Origin of the sequence: Gordonia sesuvii (assembly GCF_036350415.1) — a bacterium.
Lineage (GTDB): Bacteria > Actinomycetota > Actinomycetes > Mycobacteriales > Mycobacteriaceae > Gordonia > Gordonia sesuvii.
Window position 1 is genome coordinate 15,960 of sequence record NZ_JAZDUF010000007.1, and the last position, 23,347, is coordinate 39,306.

At 67.2% G+C, this 23,347-nt stretch carries 24 protein-coding genes and 2 tRNA genes; 10 read left to right on the plus strand and 16 right to left on the minus strand.

Going from position 1 to position 23,347, the window contains the following annotated elements; genetic code table 11:
• The first annotated feature begins 199 nt into the window (after positions 1–199).
• Positions 200–391 carry a 50S ribosomal protein L28 gene (gene rpmB, locus VZC37_RS19960; RefSeq protein ID WP_124706538.1) on the plus strand — a complete coding sequence of 64 codons (192 nt, stop codon included), beginning with the start codon at positions 200–202 and terminating at the stop codon, positions 389–391.
• A 124-nt stretch (positions 392–515) separates the two neighbouring features.
• Complete coding sequence (locus VZC37_RS19965) at positions 516–1,328, plus strand: enoyl-CoA hydratase/isomerase family protein (protein ID WP_330435017.1); 813 nt, start codon at positions 516–518, stop codon at positions 1,326–1,328.
• Positions 1,329–1,509: 181 nt separating this feature from the next.
• Here the strand turns inward: VZC37_RS19965 and VZC37_RS19970 are convergent, their stop codons facing one another.
• The 3 genes from VZC37_RS19970 to thiL form a co-directional block, all read right to left on the minus strand.
• Positions 1,510–2,223: a uracil-DNA glycosylase gene (locus VZC37_RS19970; protein ID WP_330435019.1), complete on the minus strand. Its 714-nt coding sequence runs from the start codon at positions 2,221–2,223 to the stop codon at positions 1,510–1,512.
• Entirely contained in the window at positions 2,220–2,741 is a 522-nt protein-coding gene (locus VZC37_RS19975; RefSeq protein WP_330435020.1) for a gamma carbonic anhydrase family protein, read from the minus strand. Before VZC37_RS19975 ends, VZC37_RS19970 begins: the two co-directional genes overlap by 4 nt.
• Before the next feature lie 181 nt (positions 2,742–2,922).
• Entirely contained in the window at positions 2,923–3,939 is a 1,017-nt protein-coding gene (gene thiL, locus VZC37_RS19980) for a thiamine-phosphate kinase (protein ID WP_330435021.1), read from the minus strand.
• A gap of 98 nt (positions 3,940–4,037) precedes the next feature.
• Here thiL and VZC37_RS19985 point away from each other — a divergent pair, with 98 nt between their 5' ends.
• Positions 4,038–4,286, plus strand: a complete 249-nt coding sequence (locus tag VZC37_RS19985) for an Lrp/AsnC ligand binding domain-containing protein (RefSeq protein ID WP_330435023.1) — start codon at positions 4,038–4,040, stop codon at positions 4,284–4,286.
• A gap of 181 nt (positions 4,287–4,467) precedes the next feature.
• Entirely contained in the window at positions 4,468–5,010 is a 543-nt protein-coding gene (locus VZC37_RS19990) for a DUF3515 domain-containing protein (RefSeq protein ID WP_431309468.1), read from the plus strand.
• Positions 5,011–5,034: 24 nt separating this feature from the next.
• On the opposite strand, the gene VZC37_RS19995 is transcribed toward VZC37_RS19990, so the two are convergent.
• Positions 5,035–6,039 carry an NAD(P)H-dependent glycerol-3-phosphate dehydrogenase gene (locus VZC37_RS19995; RefSeq protein ID WP_330435027.1) on the minus strand — a complete coding sequence of 335 codons (1,005 nt, stop codon included), beginning with the start codon at positions 6,037–6,039 and terminating at the stop codon, positions 5,035–5,037.
• A gap of 116 nt (positions 6,040–6,155) precedes the next feature.
• Between VZC37_RS19995 and cofC the strand changes: the two genes are divergently transcribed.
• From cofC to VZC37_RS20010, 3 genes are read left to right on the plus strand one after another with little or no spacing between them, the layout of a single operon-like run.
• Positions 6,156–6,935, plus strand: coding sequence for a 2-phospho-L-lactate guanylyltransferase (gene cofC / locus VZC37_RS20000; protein ID WP_330435029.1), 780 nt, complete (start codon positions 6,156–6,158; stop codon positions 6,933–6,935).
• 7 nt (positions 6,936–6,942) lie between these two features.
• Positions 6,943–9,126, plus strand: a complete 2,184-nt coding sequence (locus VZC37_RS20005; protein ID WP_330435031.1) for an RNA degradosome polyphosphate kinase — start codon at positions 6,943–6,945, stop codon at positions 9,124–9,126.
• A 37-nt stretch (positions 9,127–9,163) separates the two neighbouring features.
• Positions 9,164–10,078 (plus strand): NUDIX hydrolase, encoded by a 915-nt coding sequence (locus VZC37_RS20010; RefSeq protein WP_330435032.1) that lies wholly within the window; start codon positions 9,164–9,166, stop codon positions 10,076–10,078.
• A 94-nt stretch (positions 10,079–10,172) separates the two neighbouring features.
• Here the strand turns inward: VZC37_RS20010 and VZC37_RS20015 are convergent, their stop codons facing one another.
• The 3 genes from VZC37_RS20015 to leuC form a co-directional block, all read right to left on the minus strand.
• Entirely contained in the window at positions 10,173–10,784 is a 612-nt protein-coding gene (locus VZC37_RS20015; protein WP_330435033.1) for an HU family DNA-binding protein, read from the minus strand.
• A gap of 173 nt (positions 10,785–10,957) precedes the next feature.
• A complete protein-coding gene (leuD, locus tag VZC37_RS20020) occupies positions 10,958–11,551 on the minus strand; it encodes a 3-isopropylmalate dehydratase small subunit (RefSeq protein WP_330435034.1) in 594 nt (197 codons plus the stop codon).
• Between the two features lie 43 nt (positions 11,552–11,594).
• Positions 11,595–13,031, minus strand: coding sequence for a 3-isopropylmalate dehydratase large subunit (gene leuC, locus VZC37_RS20025; RefSeq protein WP_330435036.1), 1,437 nt, complete (start codon positions 13,029–13,031; stop codon positions 11,595–11,597).
• A 74-nt stretch (positions 13,032–13,105) separates the two neighbouring features.
• Here leuC and VZC37_RS20030 point away from each other — a divergent pair, with 74 nt between their 5' ends.
• Both VZC37_RS20030 and VZC37_RS20035 read left to right on the plus strand, forming a co-directional pair.
• Positions 13,106–13,840 (plus strand): IclR family transcriptional regulator, encoded by a 735-nt coding sequence (locus VZC37_RS20030; protein WP_330435038.1) that lies wholly within the window; start codon positions 13,106–13,108, stop codon positions 13,838–13,840.
• A gap of 46 nt (positions 13,841–13,886) precedes the next feature.
• A complete protein-coding gene (locus tag VZC37_RS20035; RefSeq protein WP_330435040.1) occupies positions 13,887–14,390 on the plus strand; it encodes a pyridoxamine 5'-phosphate oxidase family protein in 504 nt (167 codons plus the stop codon).
• A gap of 63 nt (positions 14,391–14,453) precedes the next feature.
• Here the strand turns inward: VZC37_RS20035 and VZC37_RS20040 are convergent.
• From VZC37_RS20040 to VZC37_RS20060, 5 genes are all read right to left on the minus strand, one after another.
• Positions 14,454–14,526 (minus strand) — tRNA-Glu (locus tag VZC37_RS20040).
• A gap of 68 nt (positions 14,527–14,594) precedes the next feature.
• A tRNA-Gln gene (locus tag VZC37_RS20045) sits at positions 14,595–14,666 on the minus strand.
• A gap of 98 nt (positions 14,667–14,764) precedes the next feature.
• Positions 14,765–16,240 carry a glutamate--tRNA ligase gene (gene gltX / locus VZC37_RS20050; protein ID WP_330435042.1) on the minus strand — a complete coding sequence of 492 codons (1,476 nt, stop codon included), beginning with the start codon at positions 16,238–16,240 and terminating at the stop codon, positions 14,765–14,767.
• A gap of 48 nt (positions 16,241–16,288) precedes the next feature.
• Positions 16,289–17,110, minus strand: a complete 822-nt coding sequence (locus VZC37_RS20055; protein WP_330435044.1) for an alpha/beta fold hydrolase — start codon at positions 17,108–17,110, stop codon at positions 16,289–16,291.
• Positions 17,107–17,880 (minus strand): fumarylacetoacetate hydrolase family protein, encoded by a 774-nt coding sequence (locus VZC37_RS20060; RefSeq protein ID WP_330435045.1) that lies wholly within the window; start codon positions 17,878–17,880, stop codon positions 17,107–17,109. The genes VZC37_RS20055 and VZC37_RS20060 overlap by 4 nt, the downstream gene beginning before the upstream one ends.
• Positions 17,881–18,032: 152 nt before the next feature.
• On the opposite strand from VZC37_RS20060, the gene VZC37_RS20065 reads away from it, so the two are divergent.
• Positions 18,033–19,190, plus strand: a complete 1,158-nt coding sequence (locus tag VZC37_RS20065) for an MFS transporter (RefSeq protein ID WP_431309469.1) — start codon at positions 18,033–18,035, stop codon at positions 19,188–19,190.
• Here the strand turns inward: VZC37_RS20065 and VZC37_RS20070 are convergent.
• From VZC37_RS20070 to serA, 4 genes are all read right to left on the minus strand, one after another.
• On the minus strand, positions 19,147–20,172 hold the full coding sequence (locus VZC37_RS20070; RefSeq protein ID WP_330435049.1) for a DUF1648 domain-containing protein: 1,026 nt from the start codon (positions 20,170–20,172) through the stop codon (positions 19,147–19,149). The genes VZC37_RS20065 and VZC37_RS20070 overlap by 44 nt on opposite strands.
• A complete protein-coding gene (locus VZC37_RS20075; RefSeq protein ID WP_330435051.1) occupies positions 20,169–20,522 on the minus strand; it encodes a GntR family transcriptional regulator in 354 nt (117 codons plus the stop codon). Before VZC37_RS20075 ends, VZC37_RS20070 begins: the two co-directional genes overlap by 4 nt.
• Positions 20,523–20,640: 118 nt before the next feature.
• Positions 20,641–21,651, minus strand: coding sequence for a 3-isopropylmalate dehydrogenase (locus VZC37_RS20080; protein WP_330435054.1), 1,011 nt, complete (start codon positions 21,649–21,651; stop codon positions 20,641–20,643).
• A complete protein-coding gene (serA, locus tag VZC37_RS20085; RefSeq protein ID WP_330435056.1) occupies positions 21,648–23,243 on the minus strand; it encodes a phosphoglycerate dehydrogenase in 1,596 nt (531 codons plus the stop codon). Before serA ends, VZC37_RS20080 begins: the two co-directional genes overlap by 4 nt.
• Positions 23,244–23,347: the final 104 nt, after the last annotated feature.

The following is a 23,347-nucleotide window of genomic DNA, read 5'->3' on the forward strand; positions in this document are numbered from 1 at the left end:
TCGCCCGCTGTGCTAGAGGTTACTCGGGCGCGACGACAGCCACGGGGTCACCACCGACGGCCCGGATTTGGCCGGGTCGCCATCGGACGGCTATCCTTGCAGGGTTGCCTTGCGACGGTACCCGTCGGCGTCCGCCGTCGAACGCGGAACTCGCAGGCAGAACAACGACCACTTTTCATCAACACAAGGGAGTTCGACGATGGCTGCCGTCTGCGACATCTGCGGCAAGGGACCGGGCTTCGGCAAGTCGGTTTCGCACTCGCACCGGCGCACGAACCGCCGGTGGAACCCGAACATTCAGTCGGTGCGCGTCGAGGTCGCGCCGGGGAACCGCAAGCGCAAGAACGTGTGCACCTCCTGCCTGAAGGCCGGCAAGACCGCTCGCGTCTGACGCGGTGCGGTGATCGGCCGCACCTCCGTCGAACCCGACACCACACCGAACCCGACTCCCCCGAGCAAGCAATCGCTCGGCCCTGGGAGTCGGGTCTTTGTGCGTTGCGGCTAATGTGCAGACCATGACCGCCGATCCTGTCACCGCCCCCGCCGAACTCGTCACCCAGGATGACGCCGTGCTGACCATCAACGTCTCCACGGCCGGCCCCGGAAACCCGCTGTCCGACCCGGCCATGCTGGCCGGCGCCGCCGCGCTACGGGAAGTCGCCCGCGGCGAGCGGGAGGTCGGTGCGATCCTCCTGCGAGGACCCGGTGCCAACTTCTGCGCAGGTGGCAACGTCCGCGACTTCGCCGCCGCGCAGCACCGGCCGACCTTCCTCCGCGAGATCGCCGACTGCTTCCACGCGTTCATCAACGCCCTCCACGAGGCCGACCGGCCGGTCGTTGCCGCGGTCAAGGGTTGGGCTGCGGGCGCCGGGATGAGCATCGTCACTCACGCCGACGTCGCGATCGGCGGGTCCGCCACCAAGATGCGGCCCGCCTACCGCGGGATCGGGCTGTCGCCCGACGGCGGTATGACATGGACGCTTCCTCGCGTCGTCGGCGCCGCGCGTGCACGCCACATCATCCTGACCGACCCCGTCATCGACGCCGAGAAGGCGCTCGCGTGGGGACTGTTGTCCGATGTGGCGGACGACGACGACGTCGAAACCGCGGCCCGGTCGGCCGCGGAGAAGATCGCCGCTGGTCCGTGGCGCGCCGACAGCGCCGCGCGCGAGCTGCTGACCCGATCCGCGACATCCACCCTCGGCGACCAGCTCGCCGTCGAAGCCCAGTCCATCTCGGCGCTGTCGGCGTCCGCGGAGGGCATCGAGGGCGTCGACGCGTTCGTCGCCAAACGCAAACCTGATTTCGCGAAAGCCCGCAAGGGCTGAGCGACCGAAACGCCCTCCCGGTCCCTGAGGAGCCCGCGAACGGAGTGAGCGTGCGTCACGAAGGGCCGCCCTTCGTGACGCTCGCAAGCTCGCTCCTCAGGGACCAGTAGGACGCTCGCAAGCTCGCTCCTCAGGGATCGGGAGACGATCGCTCCTCAGGGAGCGTGGGTCGGGAAAACTCTCAGGAGGGCAGCCGCCAGTCCACGGGCTCTGCGCCCAGATCCTCGAGGGCGTCGTTGGCCCGGCTGAAGGGCCGAGATCCGAAGAACCCGCGGCTCGCGGACAGTGGTGACGGATGGGCCGACTCGATCACCGGCACGTCGGGCAGCCACTGTTTGAGGCCGGCTGCGTCGCGTCCCCACAGGATCGCCACCAGCGGTTCGGCGTTGCGGGCGACGAGTGCCTTGATCGCGCACTCGGTGACCTGTTCCCAGCCTTTGCCGCGATGGGACGCCGGCGCTCCGGGCGACACCGTGAGAACTCTGTTCAACAGCAGGACACCAGATCTCGCCCACGGGGTGAGGTCGCCGTTCGCCGGCATCGGGTACCCGAGATCCTCGCAGTACTCGCGGTAGATGTTGGCCAGCGATCGCGGAATCGGTGAAACCTCCGGTGCCACCGAGAAACTCAGGCCCACCGCGTGGCCGGGTGTCGGGTAAGGATCCTGTCCCACGATGAGCACCCGGACCTCGTCGAACGGATTGGTGAACGCGCGCAATACGTTCTGGCCGGCCGGCAGGTAGCCCCGTCCGGCCGTGTTCTCCTCACGCAGGAACCGGCCCATCGTGGTGATGACCGGTGCGACCGGCTCGAGCGCCTCGGCCCATCCCGCGTCGATCAGCTCGGCGAGGGGCTTGGGCGCCGAGGGTCCCGAATCCGAGATCGGTTCGGTCATCCGATCCTCCGCAAGGACTCGCGGAAGTACTTCGCGTTCTGGTGATACACCTCGACATTGAGGTCGATGTGTCCCTCCGGCACCTGGTAGCCCTCGCGGATCTTGGCCGGTACCCCGAGCGCCATCGTCCGTTCGGGCACGTCGAACTTGAACGGCACCACCGCACCGGCACCGACGATGGCACCGCGCCCGATCGTCGACCCGTTGAGCACCACCGACCCGGAGGCGATGAGGCAATGGTCACCGATCGTCGCACCCTCGATGTGAGCGTTGTGTCCGACCACGCACTCCTCTCCGATGACCGTCGCGTCCATCGGCGTGCAGTGGATGATGGTGCCGTCCTGGATGTTTGTCCGACGTCCGACGGTGATGGTTCCGGCATCGCCCCGCAGGACCGCAGTCGGCCACACCGACACCCCTTCGGCCAGGATCACATCGCCGATCACGACGGCGTCCGGATGGATGTAGACGTCGTCGGCGATGGTCGGTTCACGGTCACCGAGTGCGTAGATTGCCATGCACCGAATCTAGACACCCCCGGCCGACCGACGATGACGGGCATCGGTCATGCCTGGTGTCCCGCGTCCACGGACGTCACCGCAGACGGGTGCGGACTGGATAATCCAGCCGACGCCACTCCCCCGTGATCCAGACGGACACGTCCGGGCCATCGCGCTGCCGGCATCCTCGTCCAACGCGTCAGGAATCGAACGACTGCCAGCCCTGTACCTCGACGGGCCGACCGTCCACCAGCACACCGATCCCCTCGCAGACCTCGCCGATCCGTGTCCAGCCCGTCGGTACCGCACCTTCGGGAAAAGCGGCGAGCAACTCGTGGTCTTCGCCGCCGGCGATCGCCCACTCCCGGTCGTCGGCCCCGAGTCGGTCGGCGGCCGCACGCATATCCGGTCCAGCGGGGATGAGATCGCTGATCACTGCCAATTGCGCACCCGACGCCGCCGCCATCGTGATCAGCTCCTCGACGAGTCCGTCGGAGATATCGGTCATCGCGTGGGCACCGGCTCTGGCCGCGGCTGCACCCTGTGTGAGGTCGGGGTCCGGCAGACGATGTGCCCGGACCAGGTCGGGATACTCGGCGAGGAGATCGTCGGCGCCCCGAGCCTGTGCATCGAGCAGGAGCGCGAGCCCGGCGGCACTGGCACCCAACGCACCACCGGTGACCGCGAGCACGTCACCCGGCCGGGCCCCGCCCACGACGATCGGCTCCGCACCGTCGAGCGCGCCGATTGTCGTCACCGTCAGCACCACCTGTTCGGCAGCCACCAGGTCGCCACCCAGCACGCGTCCGCCGAGCCGGTGAGTGGCCTCGACGATTCCGGCATTGAGGTCGAGCACCGTCCCGACGGTCGTGGACGGCGGGCAGCCGATCGACACGACCGTGCCGGTCACCCGTCCGCCCATCGCGGCGATGTCGGCCGCACTCTGCACCACGGCGCGCGCACCGATCGTGCGCGCATCGGACCAGTCGAAGCGGAAATGACGATCCTGGACCGCGGTGTCGGTGCTGATGACCGCGGGACCCGCGGTGTCGATCACGGCAGCGTCGTCGCCGGAGCCGATAACGATGTCGGACGGACTGCCGGCCGAGTCGAGAGCGACGGCGGCCCTGGTCAGTTCGGCGATGAGGCGGCGCTCCCCGACCTCCCCGACCGAACGCGACCGGTCAACCGCTTCCCCGGTGTCTCCGACGGACACGACATCTCCTCGATCCTGTTCCAGTCGCGCATGGATGGGGTTGTCAGCGACAATACTGAAACCGGGTCGACAGCCGGACCCCGGGCGCAGACGAGAGGATGGGCGTGGTTCAGGCATACATACTGATCCAGACCGAGGTCGGACGGGCCGCGCTGGCAGCGGCGACGATCGCGGAGATCTCCGGTGTCGCCACATCCGAAGAGGTCAGCGGGCCCTACGACGTCATAGTCCGGGTCGATGCCGCAGACGCGACACACCTCACCGAGAATGTCGTCCCACAGATCCAGAAGGTGGACGGGATCACCCGTACCCTGACCTGCCCCGTGGTGCAGAGCCCCCAGCACTGACAAATCCCGGAGCATTAGGGCGTGTCTCCCAATTCTTCTGCGAGGTATTGGCGGAGTCGTTGGTTCTCTGGCAAGGCGGAGGAGGGAGCGATAGCGGCAGCTATCGTGACCGACGACAACGCCGCCAGAGGGCCAACGAGCCGCCTAGACCCGCAAAGGGAATTGGGAGAGATGCCCTACCCTGTTCGTCGTGACCGAGGACGACCAGCAATCTCGCTACGGCAGCGGTCCGCGACTGAGCCCGGCGCTGATCGCGACCCTCGTGGCGATACCGGTGATGGTGATCGTCGGGTTCATCACGTTCGCCGCGTTACGACCCGACCCGACCACACCGATCGAGTCGTACGTGTCCGGTGAGGCGGCTCCGGCCGAGTGCGCGGAGCTCATCGACGCCGTGCCCCAGACCTTCGACGGGTTCGGCGACAAGCAGGTCGCCGGGACCACGGTGACGTGGCCGTCGGAGTCCGACGGTGATCCGGTGACGCTGCGGTGCGGTATCTCCCGCCCCGACGAGTTGTCGCCGACGAGCAATCTGCAGGTGATCCATCCCGTGCAGTGGTTCATCACCGACACCGTCGAGGGCTCGGGTCAGGCCTATGTGTGTGTCGACCATCGTCCGTATGTGGCGATGTGGATTCCCGAGAACGCCGGCAACGGGCCGATCACCGATGTCTCCGCGGTGATCGACGAGACCCTGCCGCGCGGCCCGCTCGACTTCGGGTGACGAAGGCCTGCAGGGTCGGGAAGGTCAGTCGTAGATCTCCGGTTTGGCACGACGACCCAGGAGCGAACTCACCGCATCCGCCACGGTCAGGCCGGAGTGGCACACCTGATGCACGGCGTCGGTCAGCGGCATCTCGACGTCGTACTTGTCGGCGAGTGCACGGACCGACGTGCAGGACTTGACTCCTTCGGCGACCTGACCATGGGTGGCATCCTGCGCCTCCTGCATCGTCGCGCCCTCACCGAGGTGTGCGCCGAATGTCCGGTTGCGGGACAGCGGCGACGAGCACGTGGCGACCAGGTCGCCGACTCCGGCCAACCCGGCCATCGTCTCGATCTGGGCACCGACCGCGACACCGAGCCGGATCGTCTCCGCGAGTCCGCGGGTGATGATGGTCGCCAGAGTGTTCTGGCCGAACCCGACACCGCTGGCCATCCCGCATGCGAGGGCGATGACGTTCTTGACCGCGCCGCCGATCTCACATCCGATCACATCGGTGTTGGTGTACGGCCGGAAGTAACGGGTCTTGAAGGCGTCCTGCAGATCACGCGCGCGGTCCTCGTCCGCGCAGGCGATGACCGTCGCCGCCGGCTGCCCCTCCGCGATCTCCCGCGCGAGGTTGGGTCCCGACAGCGCCGCGATCCGATCCCCGGGTGCCCCGGACACCTCCGAGATGACCTCTGTCATCCGCAGCAGCGTGCTCGTCTCCACGCCCTTGGCGAGAGACACGAAGGTCGTGTCGGCGCCCAGATGGGGCATCCATTCGGTGAGATTCGCGCGCAACGACTGCGACGGGACGGCACACACCACCACATCGGCCCCCGACATCGCCTCACCGACCGAACTCGTCGCCGAGAGGCCGTCCGGAAGGGTGATACCCGGTAGGTAGTCGGCGTTCGTGTGGTCGCGGGTGATGCGCTCCGCCAGCTCAGGTCGACGCGCCCACAAGGTGGTGTCCGTACCCGCGTCCACGAGGACCTTCGCGATCGCGGTTCCCCACGATCCCGCACCCATCACCACCGCACGCACGACCACTCCTTCGCCGACCGACCTCGCACCTCACCCTAGTGCGTGGTCCCGCGGCGCAAGTGCCGATCGACGGGTGTGCGTGACCGCGCCTGCTGCGGGTCGGCATCATGGTCACCATGACGTCGACCTCACCAACCGACCCGGGCGTGCCCCGCCTCGGTGACGTCGTCGCGGTCCTGGCGGTGAAGCGCCTCGGTGAGGCGAAGACACGACTGGCGGCGAGCAGGTCGTCCGCATCCGACGGACTGCACCGCGAACTGGTGTTGGCGATGATGCTGGACACCATGGACGCGCTGCGCCGCTCCGGCATCGACCACACCGTCGTAATCAGCCCCGACGACGGGGTCCTCGCTGCCGCGCACGGTTTCGGGGCAGCGAGTGTGCGTGAGTCGGCGGGACACGGTGTCGGCGTCGACCGACTCAACCAGGCGTTCGCCGACGCGGCCGCCGACGCCCGGCGGCGTTGGCCGACGGTGCGGACCGTGATGCTCGTGCAGGCAGATCTGCCCGCCGCGACCGCTGATAGCTTCCGGTCGGTGGTGACCCAGGCCCGCGGGATGCGTGAGGCGGTACTCGCCGATCGGGACGGCACCGGCACGACCCTGCTGGTACGCCGGTCCGACATCTCGGAGCCGCCGCACTTCGGCCCGGATTCGGCTGCCGCCCATCGTGAGGCCGGCGCCGTGGAACTCGATCCCGAGCACCTGCGGTGGGCCGACCTGCGCACCGATGTCGACACCGCCGACGATCTCGACGCCGCCCTGTCGTTGGGTGTGGGTCATCACACCGCGGCCGCGTTGGGGAAGCGGCACCCTGCGCCGGACCATGGGCCCGCGATGGCATCGGAACCGATGTCGGTGACCAAACGCTTCAGGCCCGCGCGGGATGCGTCATGATTGAACGGTGAGCCCTGCCGACGACATCGCCACCCAGCCGGTCACCTCGATTCCCGGGGCGCCGCCCGCGGCGACACTCGTCCCGGACGAGTCCGCCGACCTGCCCGACGATCGCTACCTCAATCGCGAACTGAGCTGGCTGGACTTCAATTCTCGTGTTCTCGCGCTGGCCGAGGACACCTCCATCGCGTTGCTGGAACGCGCGAAGTTCCTGGCCATCTTCGCGTCCAACCTCGACGAGTTCTTCATGGTCCGGGTGGCGGGTCTGAAACGACGCGACGAGACGGGCCTGTCAGTGCGCTCGGCCGACGGCCTGTCCCCACGCGAACAGTTGCGGCGAATCGCCGCCCGCACCCAGACCATCGCCGACCGGCACGCACGAGTGTTCCTCGATTCGGTCGACCCTGCCTTGGCCGACAACGACATCCATGTGGTCACATGGGCCGAGCTGTCGCAGGAACAGCAAGCGCGACTGGTCGACTACTTCCACGAGGATGTCTTCCCCGTCCTCACCCCGTTGGCGGTGGACCCGGCGCACCCGTTCCCGTACATCAGCGGTCTGTCCTTGAATCTGGCTGTGACGGTGAAAGATGCCAACGAGGGCGGCGAACATTTCGCACGCATCAAGGTTCCCGACAACGTCAGCCGACTGATCCGGGTCGACAGCCTGATGCGCCGCTCCGACCCGTCGAAGAAGGACGACCAGCAGACGATCCTTCTTCCGCTCGAGACACTGATCGCGGCGAATCTCGAGCATTTGTTCCCGGGCATGGAAATCGTTGAGCATCACGCATTCCGGATCACCCGGAATGCCGATTTCGAGGTCGAGGAGGACCGCGACGAGGATCTGCTGCAGGCGCTCGAGCGTGAGCTCGCCCGCCGGCGGTTCGGCTCTCCGGTCCGCCTCGAGGTCGCCGACGACATGAGTGAGCACATGCTCGAACTCCTGTTGCGCGAACTCGACGTGAACCCCGACGACGTCATCCAGGTTCCCGGCCTGCTCGACCTCTCCTGCCTTTTCGAGGTTCACGGACTCGACCGTCCACAGCTCAAGGACCGGCCGTTCGTCCCCGCGACCCATCCCGCCTTCGGCGAGCGCGAGACTCCCAAGAGTGTGTTCTCGACCCTGCGCGAGGGTGATGTGCTCGTCCATCATCCGTACGACTCCTTCTCGACCAGCGTGCAGCGTTTCATCGAGCAGGCGGCCGCGGATCCGCAGGTACTCGCCATCAAGCAGACGCTCTACCGCACCTCGGGCGACTCCCCGATCGTCAACGCGCTCATCGACGCAGCCGCCGCGGGCAAGCAGGTCGTCGCACTGGTGGAGATCAAGGCGAGGTTCGATGAGCAGGCGAACATCAAGTGGGCCAGGCAACTCGAGCAAGCGGGTGTGCACGTCGTCTACGGCCTCGTCGGACTGAAGACGCACTGCAAGACGTGCCTCGTGGTGCGACGCGAGGGCTCGTCCATCCGGCGCTACTGCCATATCGGAACCGGCAACTACAACCCGAAGACCGCGCGGCTCTACGAGGACGTCGGCCTGTTCACCGCCGCGCCCGACATCGGCGCCGACCTCACCGACCTGTTCAACACGTTGACCGGGTACTCACGAAAGAAGGAGTACCGCAACATTCTCGTGGCACCCCACGGGATCCGGTCGGGCATCATCGAGCGGATCAACGGCGAGATCGATCGGCACCTCCAGGGGGACACCCGGGCGCGGGTGCAGCTCAAGGCCAACGCGCTCGTCGACGAGCAGGTCATCGACGCCCTCTATCGCGCGTCGCAGAGCGGCGTACCGGTCGACATCGTGGTGCGTGGAATCTGTGCCCTGCGCCCGGGCATGCCCGGTGTGAGCGAGAACATCGTGGTGCGATCCATTCTCGGCCAGTTCCTGGAACATTCGCGGGTCCTGTACTTCGGGGCACAGGACGAATACTGGATCGGCAGTGCCGACATGATGCACCGCAATCTCGACCGCCGGGTCGAGGTGATGGTGCAGGTGCGCGATCATCGCCTGACCAGCGAGTTGAACGACGTGTTCGCCTCGGCACTCGATCCGCGGACGCGATGCTGGGTTCTGCAGTCGGACGGCAGTTGGGTGGCCTCACCGGCGGCCGGCGAGGAGGTCCGCGATCACCAGCGGCAGATGATTCGGCGCAATCGCCGCCGGCCCGACCCGAACTCGTGAACCTGTCCGCAACCTCGAACCCCTAGGATTCGCTTCGATGTCCAAGACAACGAAGACGGTGTGGGCCGCGGGTGGCGTGCTGTGGCGGCCGACCCGCGGCGGCGGCGTCGAGATCTGTCTCGTCCACCGGCCCGACTATGACGACTGGACGTTGCCCAAGGGCAAGATCGACGACGGGGAGACGTTGATCACCACCGCGGTCCGTGAACTGCGGGAGGAGACCGGGCAACTCAGCAAGCTCGGCCGCCATCTCCTCGACGTCGCCTATGACGTTCCGAGCGGCCGGAAGCGGGTGCGCTATTGGTCGGCGCGCGCACTCGGAGGCGACTTCTGGCCCAACCACGAGGTCGACGATCTCCGGTGGCTCGAACCGTCGGCGGCGGCGTCCGTGCTGAGTTATCCGTTGGATCGGAAGGTTCTCAAGGAGTTCGAGCGGCTCCCGGCCGACCTGCACACCCTGCTGCTGGTGCGGCATGCCCGCGCCGGCTCTCGCTCCCGGTTCAAGGGCGACGACCGACTCCGGCCGCTCGACCGGCTCGGGCGGGCACAGGCACGCGAACTCGCCTCGCTCCTCGGCAGCTTCGGCGCGGAGCGCTTACACGCCGCCGACCGGGTGCGGTGCGAACAGACATTGGCTCCCACCGCCGACCGGCTTGGCGTGGCGATCGTCTCCGAACCGGCGCTGGCGGAAGAGGCCTATCGGGAGGATCCCGATGCCGCCCACCGTCGAATCCGCGAGATCGCGACCGACACGTCCGCGATCCATGCGGTGTGCAGTCAGGGCAAGGTCATCCCGCCACTGATGCGGTGGTGGGCCGACGAGGACAAACTCTCGCTGCCCGCCAAGCGCAATCGCAAGGCCAGCGTGTGGGTGTTGTCGACATTCGAAGGACGGTTGCTGGCCGCCGACCACATCGACAGTCCGCTGCCGCACACCGACCGCGAGGACTGACGGCAGGATCGAGTCCGCACACACTTCGGCCCCCGACGGGGGAAGACCGTCGGGGGCCGAAGTGGTGATCGGGTGCGAAAAGCGGTGCGGTGTCTCAGCGACGACCGGTTGCCTTCTTCGCAGCGGTCTTCTTGGCCGGAGCCTTCTTGGCCGCTGTCGTCTTCTTGGCCGGAGCCTTCTTGGCAGCCGTCTTCTTCGCCGGGGCCTTCTTGGCCGCGGTCGTCTTCTTGGCTGCCGGGGCCTTCTTGGCCGCGGTCGTCTTCTTGGCCGCCGTGGTCTTCTTGGCTGCCGTGGTCTTCTTGGCCGCGGTCGTCTTCTTGGCTGCCGTGGTCTTCTTGGCCGGAGCCTTCTTGGCAGCCGTCTTCTTCGCCGGGGCCGCGGTGGTGCTGCTTCCGCGCTTCACCGCCGGGCCGCTGGCGGACAGCTTCTGCTTGCCCGCGACGACAGCCTTGAACTGGGCACCCGGACGGAACGCGGGAACCGAAGTGGCGCGCACCTTCACGGTCTCACCGGTGCGCGGGTTGCGGGCCACACGAGGAGCGCGCTTGCGCTTCTCGAAGACACCGAACCCGGTGATGGTCACACTCTCGCCCTTGTTGACTGCCCGGACGATCGTGTCCACGACGAGCTCGACGGCGGCTGTCGCAGTCTTGCGATCCGCATCGAGCTTTTTGGTCAGCTCATCAATGAGCTCTGCTTTGTTCATCGAAACCTCCGCAAGCTGTTCTGACCCATCGGTAGGTCAGCTAACTCCACACGGTAAACGCCGAATTCGAAAACGTCCATCTTCCACGCCAATTAACCAGGCATGTTGCGAAATCGAAAGCAGGAATCGGCTTCCGGAGACGGCGGGTAACGGTCCGCGAAGGTGCTCGCAGATCAGCCCTGAAGGGTCGCCGGCTTGAAGGCCGGACGGCTGCGCTCGAACTCAGAAATCGCTTCTACCTGCCGTAATGTCAGCCCGATGTCGTCGAGACCCTCCATCAGACGCCACCGCGTGTAGTCATCAATTGCCAACGGCACCACGAGGTCTCCGGCAGTGACCGTTCGATCGGCAAGACTGACCGTCAGTTCCAGACCTGGCTGCTCCTCGAGGCGCTTCCAGAGCAATTCGACGTCGGACTGCTCGACCTCGGCGGCAACCAGACCGGCTTTGCCGGCGTTGCCGCGGAAGATGTCGGCGAAACGGGACGAGATGACCACCCGAAAGCCGAAGTCCGACAGCGCCCAGACGGCGTGCTCGCGAGACGACCCCGTTCCGAAGTCGGGTCCCGCGACGAGAACCGAGCCTCGGCTCCAGGGTTCGTTGTTCAGGATGAAGTCCGGGTCGCTGCGCCAACCGGCGAACAGCCCGTCCTCAAAACCGGTGCGGGTCACGCGCTTCAGGTAGACCGCGGGGATGATCTGGTCGGTGTCGACATTGCTGCGGCGCAGCGGCACGCCGATTCCGGTGTGGGTGATGAAGGGTTCCATGGCCTCGATCCGATCGTCTGGAGATTGTCAGTGGGATCTCGCGTCAGCTGAGATCCGCGGGAGCCGAGAGGGTGCCGCGGATGGCGGTGGCCGCCGCCACACCCGGGGATACGAGGTGGGTTCGGCCTCCCTTGCCCTGCCGCCCTTCGAAGTTGCGGTTCGACGTCGACGCGCAGCGCTCACCCGGCGACAGCTGGTCGGGATTCATCCCGAGACACATCGAGCAGCCGGCCTGGCGCCATTCCGCACCGGCCGCCTCGAAGATCGTGCCCAGGCCTTCTTCCTCCGCCTGCGCGCGTACACGCATCGACCCCGGCACGATCAGCATCCGCATTCCGTCGGCGACGGTGCGGCCCTTGAGGATGTCGGCGACCGCTCGCAGATCCTCGATGCGCCCGTTGGTGCACGAGCCGACGAACACGGTGTCCACCTTCACGTCGCGCAGCGGGGTTCCCGGTTCGAGGTCCATGTACTCCAGTGCTCGACGGGCCGCGGTCGCCGCCGTCTCGTCGGCGATCTCCGCGGGGTCGGGCACACGGGCTCCGAGCGGGAGCCCCTGTCCGGGATTCGTTCCCCACGTGACGAACGGCGTCAGCGCGGAGGCGTCGATGTGGACCTCCGCATCGAACTCAGCTCCGGGATCGGTTCGCAGACTGTCCCAATAGGCCACCGCGGCATCCCAGTCCGCACCGGTCGGAGCGTGCGGGCGACCTTTCAAGAAGTCGTAGGTGACCTGATCCGGGGCGATCATGCCGGCGCGGGCACCCGCCTCGATCGACATGTTGCAGATGGTCATGCGGGCTTCCATGGACAGCTTTTCGATGGCGGCGCCGCGGTATTCGAGGATGTGGCCCTGTCCCCCGCCGGTGCCGATCTTGGCGATGACGGCGAGGATGAGGTCCTTGCTCGTGACACCGGGAGGCAGTTCACCGTCGACCGTGATGGCCATCGTCTTGAAGGGGCGCAACGACAGCGTCTGTGTCGCCAGGACGTGCTCCACCTCCGACGTGCCGATCCCCATCGCGATCGAGCCGAAGGCGCCGTGCGTCGAGGTATGGCTGTCACCGCAGACCACGGTCATCCCGGGCTGGGTGAGTCCCAACTGCGGCCCGACGACATGGACGATGCCCTGTTCGGCATCCCCCATGGGGTGCAGACGGATTCCGAACTCGGCACAGTTGCGGCGCAGCGTGTCGACCTGGGTCCGCGAGACCTCGTCGGCGATCGGTTTGAAGATGTCCACCGTGGGCACGTTGTGATCCTCGGTGGCGATCGTCAGGTCGGGCCGTCGAACCGGTCGGCCGGCCATGCGCAGTCCGTCGAAGGCCTGGGGGCTGGTCACCTCATGGACGAGGTGGAGGTCGATGTAGATCAGGTCGGGATTGCGGTTTCCGGCGGCATCCTCATCGCCGCGTGCGACGACATGGTCGTCCCACACCTTCTCGGCAAGAGTACGCGGTGCTGCGGGGCTGGAACTCATGGCACTTCTCGCATCTCGTTGGCTGGCATCCACCAATGGTGGCATCTCATTATCTGGGACGCTAATATCGTCCTATGGGAAAGGATAGCGCATCGCCGACCACGAGCGGAATCGGCGTGCTCGACAAATCCGTCGTCGTACTCCAGGCCATCGCCGACTCACCGTGCAACCTCACCGAACTCTGTGATCGCACCGGACTGCCTCGCGCCACCGCACATCGTCTGGCGGTCGGACTGGAAACCCACCGGCTGTTGGCGCGCAACGCATCGGGGCGATGGTGCCCTGGCCCGGCGCTCGGCGAACTCGCCGCTTCCGCCCACGATCCGATCCGGGAAGCCGCACTGATGGTCCTGCCCCGACTGCGCGAGATCACCGGTGAGTCCGTTCAGGTCTATCGACGTGAGGGCGCCGAGCGGGTGTGTATCGCGGCCATGGAACCGCCCACCGGGTTGCGCGACACGGTGCCCGTCGGAACCCGGTTTCCGATGAGCGCCGGTTCTGCGGCGAAGGTTCTGCTCGCCTGGACGGACCCGAGCACCCAGCGCGCCCTGCTGCACGACAGCGTCTTCAGCGAACGTGCGCTGTACGAGATACGACGGCGCGGCTGGGCGCAGAGCGCCGGTGAGCGGGCCGCAGGCGTGGCGAGTGTGTCGGCACCGGTTCGGGACGGCTCCGGAGACGTCGTCGCCGCCATCTCGGTCTCGGGGCCGATCGACCGGATGGGCCGCCGGCCGGGTTCCCGGTGGGCCGCCGACCTGCTGGCCGCCGCCGATGCCATCCACAAGCGTCTCCACCCCACCCGCGGCTGACCGGACTGCCGCCCCGGCGCCGAGCCGGTCGGCTAGCGTCAGTCCCATGGGAGTCAAACAACGCAGTCAGATCGTGATGTCCGAGGCCGAGATCGACGACTTCGTCGCCACCAGCCGCACCGCGACACTGGCGACCACGGGTGCCGACGGCAGCATCCACCTCGTCGCCATGTGGTACGGCATCGTCGACGGGGAGATCTGGTTCGAGACGAAGGCGAAGTCACAGAAGGCGGTGAACCTGCGGCGCAACAGTCGCTGCTCGGTGCTCATCGAGGACGGCGACACCTACGACACCCTGCGTGGGGTCGCCTTCGAGGGCACCGCAGAGATCCTCGACGATCCCGACGCCTGCCTCAAGATCGGCGTGAGCGTGTGGGAACGCTACACCGGCCCCTACACCGACGAGATGCGGCCGTTCGTCGACCAGATGATGCACAAGCGTGTGGCCGTGCGCCTCGTCACCGAGCGCGTGCGGTCCTGGGACCACCGCAAGCTCGGGCTCGACCCGATGCCGAAGGCGGGCAGCACCGCACCGTCGGCCGAGGGCTGACCACCGGCGATCGCACCTACGAGAAATGCCTCCTCCGATCGCTCGGAGGAGGCATTCCTTCTGTAGCCCCGACGGGATTCGAACCCGCGCTACCGCCTTGAGAGGGCGGCGTCCTAGGCCGCTAGACGACGGGGCCATGGACACGCTATTCAGTTGGAACGACCGGGTGGGCGTCTCGGTTGGAGACCCGTCACCGGCTGTCCGCTGGGGTACCAGGACTCGAACCTAGAATGGCGGTACCAGAAACCGCTGTGTTGCCAATTACACCATACCCCAAGGTTTTCCCTCATCCGATCGGCGTCCCGCTCGGAAAAGGACCGAGGAGAAGAGTACCAAAGGGTACCCCCAAGACCACAAATCGGCAGGTCACACCGCTAGTTCGGGATTTGTTCGCGTGCTGCGGCCAGTCGGGCCAGACTCTTCTCGCGACCGAGCAATTCCATCGACTCGTACAGGGGCGGGCTGATCTGCGATCCGGTGACGGCCACGCGGACCGGACCGAACGCCTTGCGCGGTTTGAGCCCCAGGCCGTCGACGAGGGCACCCTTCAGCGCCTCCTCGATGTCGGGTCCGGTCCACCCCGGCAGCGGCGACAGCGCTGCCGTCGCGGCATCGAGCACCTCACCCGCGTCCGCACCCAGGTTCTTCGCCGCGGACTTCTCGTCGATGACGAAGTCAGCATCGGAAACGTAGAGGAAGGACATCAGCGGCCAGGCATCCTCGAGCACCTGAATACGGGTCTGCACCAGCTCGGCGAGGGCGGTGAAGGACGCGTCGTCGACCGCGTCGGTGAGGTGTCCCCGATCGATCAGGTAGCTCTTGAGACGGGAGGCGAAGTCGCCGACCTCGAGTCGCCGGATGTGCTCGGCGTTGATCGCGTCCGCCTTCTTCTGATCGAACCGAGCCGGATTCGAATTCACCTGCCGCACATCGAAGGCACCGATCATCTCATCGAGCGTGAACACATCGTTGTCACCCGAGAAACCCCATCCGAGCAACGCGAGGTAGTTCAGCAGCCCCTCGGGGATGAAGCCACGATCGCGGTGATGGAACAGATTCGACTGCGGGTCCCGCTTGGACAGCTTCTTGTTGCCCTCACCCATCACGAACGGCAGATGGCCGAACTCGGGCACCCGTTCGGCGATCCCCAGCCGGATCAGTGCGTCGTAGAGCGCGATCTGTCGGGGCGTCGAGGAGAAGAGATCTTCGCCGCGCAGCACATGGGTGATCTTCATCAGTGCGTCGTCGACCGGGTTCACCAGGGTGTAGAGCGGATCTCCGGACGCTCGGGTGAGCGCGAAATCGGGGACCGTGCCGGCTTTGATGGTGGTAGTGCCGCGCACGAGGTCGTCCCAGGAGATGTCGTGGTCCGGCATGCGAAGGCGGACAACAGGATTACGACCCTCGGCACGATAGTCGGCGCGCTGCTGCTCGCTGAGGTGCCGGTCGAAGTTGTCGTAGCCGAGTTTCGGGTCGCGGCCGGCTGCGCGATGACGGGCCTCGACCTCCTCGGGGGTCGAGAACGCCTCGTAGGCCTCCCCCGCCTCGACCAACCGCGCGACGACGTCGAGGTGGATGTCGCGGCGCTCCGACTGCCGGTAGGGGCCGTACGGTCCGCCGACCTCGGGACCCTCGTCCCAGTCCAGGCCGAGCCAGCGCAGGGCGTCGAGGATCGCGTCGTAGGACTCCTGGGTGTCGCGCGCCGCATCGGTGTCCTCGATCCGGAATACGAACGTGCCCTTGTCGTGGCGCGCCTGCGCGAAGTTGAACAGCGCCGTCCGCGCCAGCCCGACGTGCGGAGTACCGGTCGGAGACGGACAGAAACGAACGCGCACATCGGAGCCACTCATGGTGGTCAGCGTATCGAATCGTCGGCACGGTCCGGCTGCCGCCGGTGGTCAGCGATGCGCGTCGAGGAACTCGATCAGCAGCCTGTTCACCTCGCCGGGCTGCTCGAGGTAGCCGAAGTGGCCGGCCTTGGAGATCTCCTCGTACCGCGCGCCGGGAATCGCGTCGGCGACCTCGCGGGCCAGTTTCGGCGGAAGCGTGCGGTCGTCGGCGAACCCGATCACCAGTGCGGGCCGGGAGATGCCCCGGTAGGCCCCGAGCCGGTCGGCCTCCCGATCGTGCAACCCCAACTGTGCCCGAACCCCGGCGGTGACGGTCTGAGGCGAGAACCCGATCACGTCGAGCCAGTCCTTGGCCGCACGGTCGTCGTCGAGGGTGTGCGGCGACAGGTTCAGGTGCGCGGTGATCGCCGCGGCGTAGTCCGGCGGCAACGTGATCTTGTTGTCGTAGAGGGCGCGCTCTCCTGCCGAGATCGCCTGTTGCAGAGGACTGTTGCGTCCGTAGGTGGCGATCATCACGGCCGCCTTGACCACGTCGGGGCGGGCCAGCGCCAGCTCCTGGGTGATCCGTGCGCCCAACGACGTCCCCACTACGAAAGCCGGCCCAGCACCGAGATGCTCGATCAATCCCGCCGTGTCGGCGACCATGTCGTCGTGCGTGAAGCCCTCGGCACATTCCGAGGACGGGGCGATACCGCGGTTGTCGAAGGTGACCACCCGGTAGCCGGCCTTGACCAACGCCGGCTGCTGGTGGGCCTGCCACACCCGGCCGGGGCTGCCGGTGCCCATCACCATCACGACCAGCGGACCGGTGCCCGCGTCGTCGTAGGAGATGTCGATTCCGTTGACCCGGACCGTCTTCGGACCCTTCACGGTTTGTCCACCACGGGGTTGGCGAGCGTCCCGATGCCCTCCACGGTGACGGCGACACGTTGGCCCGCCACCATCGGGCCGACACCCTCGGGTGTACCGGTAAGGATGACATCGCCCGGCAGGAGGGTCATGATCCGCGAGATCCACTCCACGATCGCGCCGACGTCATGGAGCATCAGCGACGTCCGGGAGCGCTGCTTGACCTCACCGTCGAGCTCGGTGACCACTTCGGCGTCGGCCGGATCGAACTGGGTCTCGATCCACGGCCCGAGCGGGCAGAAGCTGTCGTAGCTCTTGCCGCGCGTCCACTGGCCATCGGCTTTCTGCTGATCACGGGCAGTCACGTCGTTGGCCACGGTGTACCCGAGGATGACGTCGGCTGCCTTGGCAGCCGCGACGTCCTTGCAGGGCTGACCGATCACCACGGCCAGCTCACCCTCGTAGTCGACCTGCTCGGAACTCGGCGGACGCACGATCGGCACCTCGGGGCCTATGATCGAGGTGTTCGGCTTGATGAAGATCACCGGCTCCGGCGGCGCCTCCCCGCCCATCTCCGCGGCATGGGCGGCGTAGTTCTTGCCGATGCAGATCACCTTCGACGCCAGGATCGGCGCCAGCAGTCGCACGTCGGCGAGCGCCCAGGACCGGCCGGTGAAGGACGGGGTACCGAAGGGATGTTCGGCGATCTCGCGTGCCCGCTGACCGTCTTCGGCGTCCTCGATGGCGACGAACGCGACTCCGTCGGGGCTGGCAACTCGTCCTAATCGCATGGCACGACACTATCGCACCACCGATTCCCAACCTGCGGGACTCGACTTGGGCACGAACACGATCGATTCTAAGATATGGACAGTTCGTACCAGAATGTGAGATCGGAGATATCGTGGAGTCGTTGACGTTGTCGGCGCGGCGGAAATGGGCGATGCTCGGCTGCGCCCTGATCGCCGCTATGACGACGACCTGCGCGGTCAGCGGTGTCGCATATCTCATCCCGGCCCTGCACACCGAGCACGGCGTGCCGCTGTCCGCCGCATCGATCCTGGCCACCGTCCCGACAGTCGGGCTGATGATCCTGATCATTCCGTGGGGCGTACTGCTCGACCGCTATGGCGAACGCCACGTCCTGATCATCTCCCTGTGCGTGACGTCGGTCGGCACCGTCGGAGCCGTCGTAATGTCGGCGACCGATGCGCCGTACTGGGCGCTCGCAATCGCACTGTTCATCGGCGGCCTCGGCTCGGGCGCCGCCAATGGTGCCAGCGGCCGGATCGTGGTCGGTTGGTTCCCGGCGAATCAACGAGGCACCGCAATGGGAGTGCGGCAGATGGCCCAGCCACTGGGGATAGCGGTCTGCGCACTCACCATGCCGCTGACCGCCGAATCCCTCGGGGTGACGGCAGCCCTGGTCATCCCCGCGGCGGTGACCGGACTCGGGCTGCTGGTGGCCGTTGTGGGAATCATCGATCCGCCGATGGCACCGTCGAGCAGCTCCCGGGCGGCAGGCGCGGACAACCCCTACCGCACAGGTGGTTTCCTCGCTCGCGTGCACGGCGTCAGTGCGCTGCTGGTGATTCCGCAGTCCATGCTGTGGACCTTTGTCCCCACGTGGTTGATCGTGGCACACGAGTGGGCACCGGCCGCGGCGGGCATTCTGGTCACGGTCACGCAGGTCGTGGGCGCGATCGGCCGCATCGTCGCCGGGCGGATCTCCGATGCATGGGGCTCGCGGATGCGGCCCATCCGTGTGATCGCGGTCGCCGCCTCCGTCTCCGTCGCCGTGCTGGCGCTGACGGATTGGCTCGACAGTCCCGTCGCGCCGATCGTCATGGCCGCGGCGGCCGTGGCGTCGGTGGCGGACAACGGACTGGCGTTCACCGCGATCGCGGAGTTCGCCGGACCCACGTGGAGTGGCCGCGGGCTGGCGATCCAGAACACCGCCCAGTACCTCGCTACGGCGGCCAGCACACCGGTGTTGGGTGCGATCATCGGTGGTGTCGGCTTCCCACTCGCGTTTGCCTTGACGGCGATCACCCCGCTCATCGCGGTGCCGCTGGTCCCCCGTGACGCGCAACGTGATTGATCAGTCCCGCGGCCGTCGCGGCGTCGTCGACCACGACGATGTCGCGACGTCCGTCACGGCGGACGACGAGTAGCGCCGAACCGGACCGGAGCACGAAACCTTTCGCGCCCTTCAGGTCTCCGTGGGCAGCGATTCGGTAGCCGTAGCCGCCGAAGTCGCGCATCGCGCGGACGGGCACCACCTCGGCATGGTCGATATCGGCGATCGGGACGGTGGTGCGCGGCCATCCGAACAGCCCGCGTGTGGTGACCCCGGACCGGTTCACTGTGACGCGCACTCCCCACAGCAGCGCCGTCAGGATCACCACCACCGCCAGGATCGCGACGACGATCCACGATCCGAGCACGAACGACACCGTCGCGAGCACCACCAGCGCGGCCGACAGGATCACCGACGCGGTGGCTGACATCGACACGGCGCGTGTCCAGACGAACCGCTCCGCGGAGTTCAGGAACAGTTCGGGACGCTCACCGATGTCCCGGTCGGCAACAGCCTGTGACCAGCGCGGCGTGGCGGCCGCGACCCCGATGCCGCACACGATGCCGAGCCCGAGCGCACACAGGATCTGCCACTGCGGCGTCGGCACCGCGGATGCGTCCGTGACGCCACGCTGGTCGGCGGTGGTGAGCACGACGACTCCGATGATCGAGATCGACACTCCGGCAATGAGTCCCGTGACGGACTGGACGAGGTTGCGTTCACGTGTGGCGGCGAAGACGAAGCAGCCGAGCATGGCACCGATCACGCCGACGACGATGGGTGCAGCGATCACGAAGGCGTGGCCGGAGAATCCGTCGGCACCGTCGGTGGACCAATGGGTGGCGACCGGGTTCGGCAACTCGGGGCGCCACGAGGCAACCAGCAGCGTTCCCACGATCCCCGCCACGAGCGACGGGGCTGTGGCGAGAAGAAGCACCGCGGCTCGCGTTCGGCCCGTCGGTCCGCCGGGTGTGGCCGGATGCCCTCCGGGTCCATCCGTCATCGTGTCCACCTCTCCTCGATCTCGGTTGTCAGTACTGCCGGCGGGATGTCGAGCCTGCGGGCGAGCGCCACGAGCCGATCGATCGCCTCCACGAGCTCGGCGCGATCCGGCGCGGACCCCGTCACGATCGCTCCGCGACCCCTCCGCAATTCGACGGCTCCCTCATCACGCAGGAGTTGATAGGCACGCAGCACGGTGTGGAGATTGATGTCGAGGGATGCCGACAGTTCGCGTGCCGGCGGCAGCCGTTCACCGGGCGCGACCTCGCCGTGTGCAATCGCTCCCCGCACCGATGCCGCGACCTGCTCGAAGAGCGGCATGCGCGAGTTCGGATCGATGCGGATCAACACGGAAAGATCATATAGTTCTATTCAAAATAGAACAACTTTTGCACTGGCGACTGGAGAAGTGACCCGGTACGCAAAGAGCCCCGCCCGGGCGAACCGGGCGGGGCTCATGCGATGTCACCTACACGCGATCGCGGATCCGACGTCCGATCTCGCTGGTGCTCAAGGTCTCCGAACCCCGGTCGGCGAGGTCTGCGGCAACCGCCTTCTCGACCCGTTCGGCCGCATCGTTCTCACCGAGATGCGACAGCAGAAGCGCGACGGACAAGATGGCCGCAGTGGGATCCGCCTTGCCCTGCCCCGCGATGTCGGGGGCGCTGCCGTGCACCGGTTCGAACATCGACGGGTTTGTCCGGGTGGCGTCGATGTTGCCGGACGCCGCGAGCCCGATCCCGCCGGTGACCGCGGCGGCGATGTCGGTGATGATGTCTCCGAACAGATTGTCGGTGACGATCACGTCGAAACGCCCCGGATCGGTGACCAGGTAGATCGTCGCCGCATCCACGTGGCAGTAGTCGGTCGTCACGTCGGCGTACTCGGCGCCGATCTCGGCAACCGCGCGGCTCCACATCGAGCCGGCGAACGTCAGCACATTCGTCTTGTGCACCAGCGTCAATTTCTTGCGCCGCGCCCGCGCCCGCTCGAAGGCGTTGCGCACCACCCGCTCGACACCGAACCGCGTGTTGACGCTCACCTCGGTCGCGACCTCGTTCGGCGTGCCGACCCGGATGGCGCCACCGTTACCCGTGTACGGGCCCTCGGTGCCCTCCCGGACCACCACGAAATCGATGTCGGGGTCACCGGCCAAGGGCGACGCGACCCCCGGGAGTTTGCGCGCCGGACGCAGATTCACATGGTGATCGAGCGCGAACCGCATGTTCAGCAGCAGACCGCGTTCCAACACGCCCGACGGCACCGACGGGTCGCCGATGGCGCCCAACAGGATCGCGTCGTGGCCGCGCAACGACGTGAGATCGTCGTCGGTCAGCAGTTCGCCGTTGCGGTGATAGCGACGGGCACCGAGGTCGAACTCGGTCGTCGAGACATCGGCGACAACCGATTCCAGTACGCCGACGGCCTCCCCGATGACCTCGGGACCGATGCCGTCGCCGGCGATCACGGCCAGTTTCATGCCAGATCCACCTGCTCGATGAGGGTCGCGCCGACGGATTCGCCGATGGCGGCGACGAGGTCGTCGCCCAGCTGCCCGCTCACCCGGAGCACCACGGTGGCACCGGGGCCGTCGGCGTCCTGCGAGAGACCGGCGGCCTGGATGTCGATGCCGGCGTTCCCGAGGAGCGTGCCGATCCGGCCGAGCGAACCGGGCTGGTCGGCGTAGCTGACGATCAGGTTGTGGCCCTCGGCCCGCAGATCGAAGTTGCGGCCGTTGATGTTCACGATCTTCTCGACGAGCCGGGGCTCGGTCAGGGTGCCCGACACGTTGTGCACCGAGCCGTCGGCGAACACGGCCTTCACGTCCACCACACTGCGATGGTTCGGGCTCTCCGAGGCGGTGGTGACCTCACTGGTGACACCGCGGTCCGCGGCCACCGCCGGGGCGTTCACGAAGGTGACCGGTTCGTCGAGCACAGCCGAGAACAGGCCACGCAGTGCGGACAGCCCGAGCACCTCGACGCTGTTGGCGGCCAACTCGCCGCGCACATCGACGACGAGCGAGGTCGGCGGCTCGGCGCTGATCGCGCCGACGAGCACGCCGAGCTTGCGGGCGACCTCGAGCCACGGCGCGACCTCTTCGTCGACGGCGCCGCCGGTGATGTTCACGGCGTCGGGCACGAAGTGCCCTGCCAGGGCCAGCCGGACACTCTTGGCGACGTCGGTGCCGGCGCGGTCCTGCGCCTCGCTGGTGGACGCGCCGAGGTGCGGGGTCACCACGACCTGGGGCAATTCGAACAGCGGCGAATCCGTGCACGGCTCGGTGGCGTAGACGTCGAGCCCGGCCGCACGCACGTGGCCGGAGTTGATCGCATCGGCGAGTGCCTGCTCGTCGACGAGGCCGCCGCGGGCGGCGTTGACGATGACGACGCCCTTCTTGGTGCGCGCCAGCTGATCCTTGCCGATCAGACCGAGCGTCTCGGGGGTCTTCGGCAAGTGCACGGTGACGAAGTCGGCGCGCTCGAGCAGCTCGTCGAGACTCACGAGCTCGATGCCCAACTGGGCGGCGCGCGCCGGGGACACGTACGGGTCGAAGGCGATGATCGAGGTCTCGAACGCGGCCATACGGGCGGCGACCAATTGGCCGATCCGGCCCAGACCCACCACGCCGACGGTCTTGTCGAAGATCTCCACACCGTTGAACGCCGAACGCTTCCAGGTGTGCTCGCGCAGCGTCGCGTCGGCGGCGGGGATCTGACGCGCCGCCGACATCAGCAGCGCGACAGCGTGCTCGGCGGCGGTGTGGATGTTGGATGTCGGCGCGTTCACGACCATGACGCCACGCTTGGTCGCGGCCGGGACGTCCACGTTGTCGAGGCCGACACCGGCACGCGCGATGATCTTCAGACCGGGTGCGGCGTCGAGCACCTCCGCGTCGACGGTGGTCGCCGACCGCACAAGGATCGCATCCGCCCCGGCGACCGCTTCGAGCAGCTTCGGCCGGTCAGGGCCGTCCACCCATCGGACCTCGACGTCGTCGCCCAGCGCTTCGACGGTCGAGGGAGCCAGTTTGTCGGCGATCAGAACGACCGGACGGCCAGCTGAGGTCACGATATTCTCCATGGTTTGGGGCCAAAGTCTGTTGAGGATGTGGAGATCGCCACGGGCGATCGAAACCGTGGGACTTCCGCGGACAGCTTAGTCGTGACCGAATG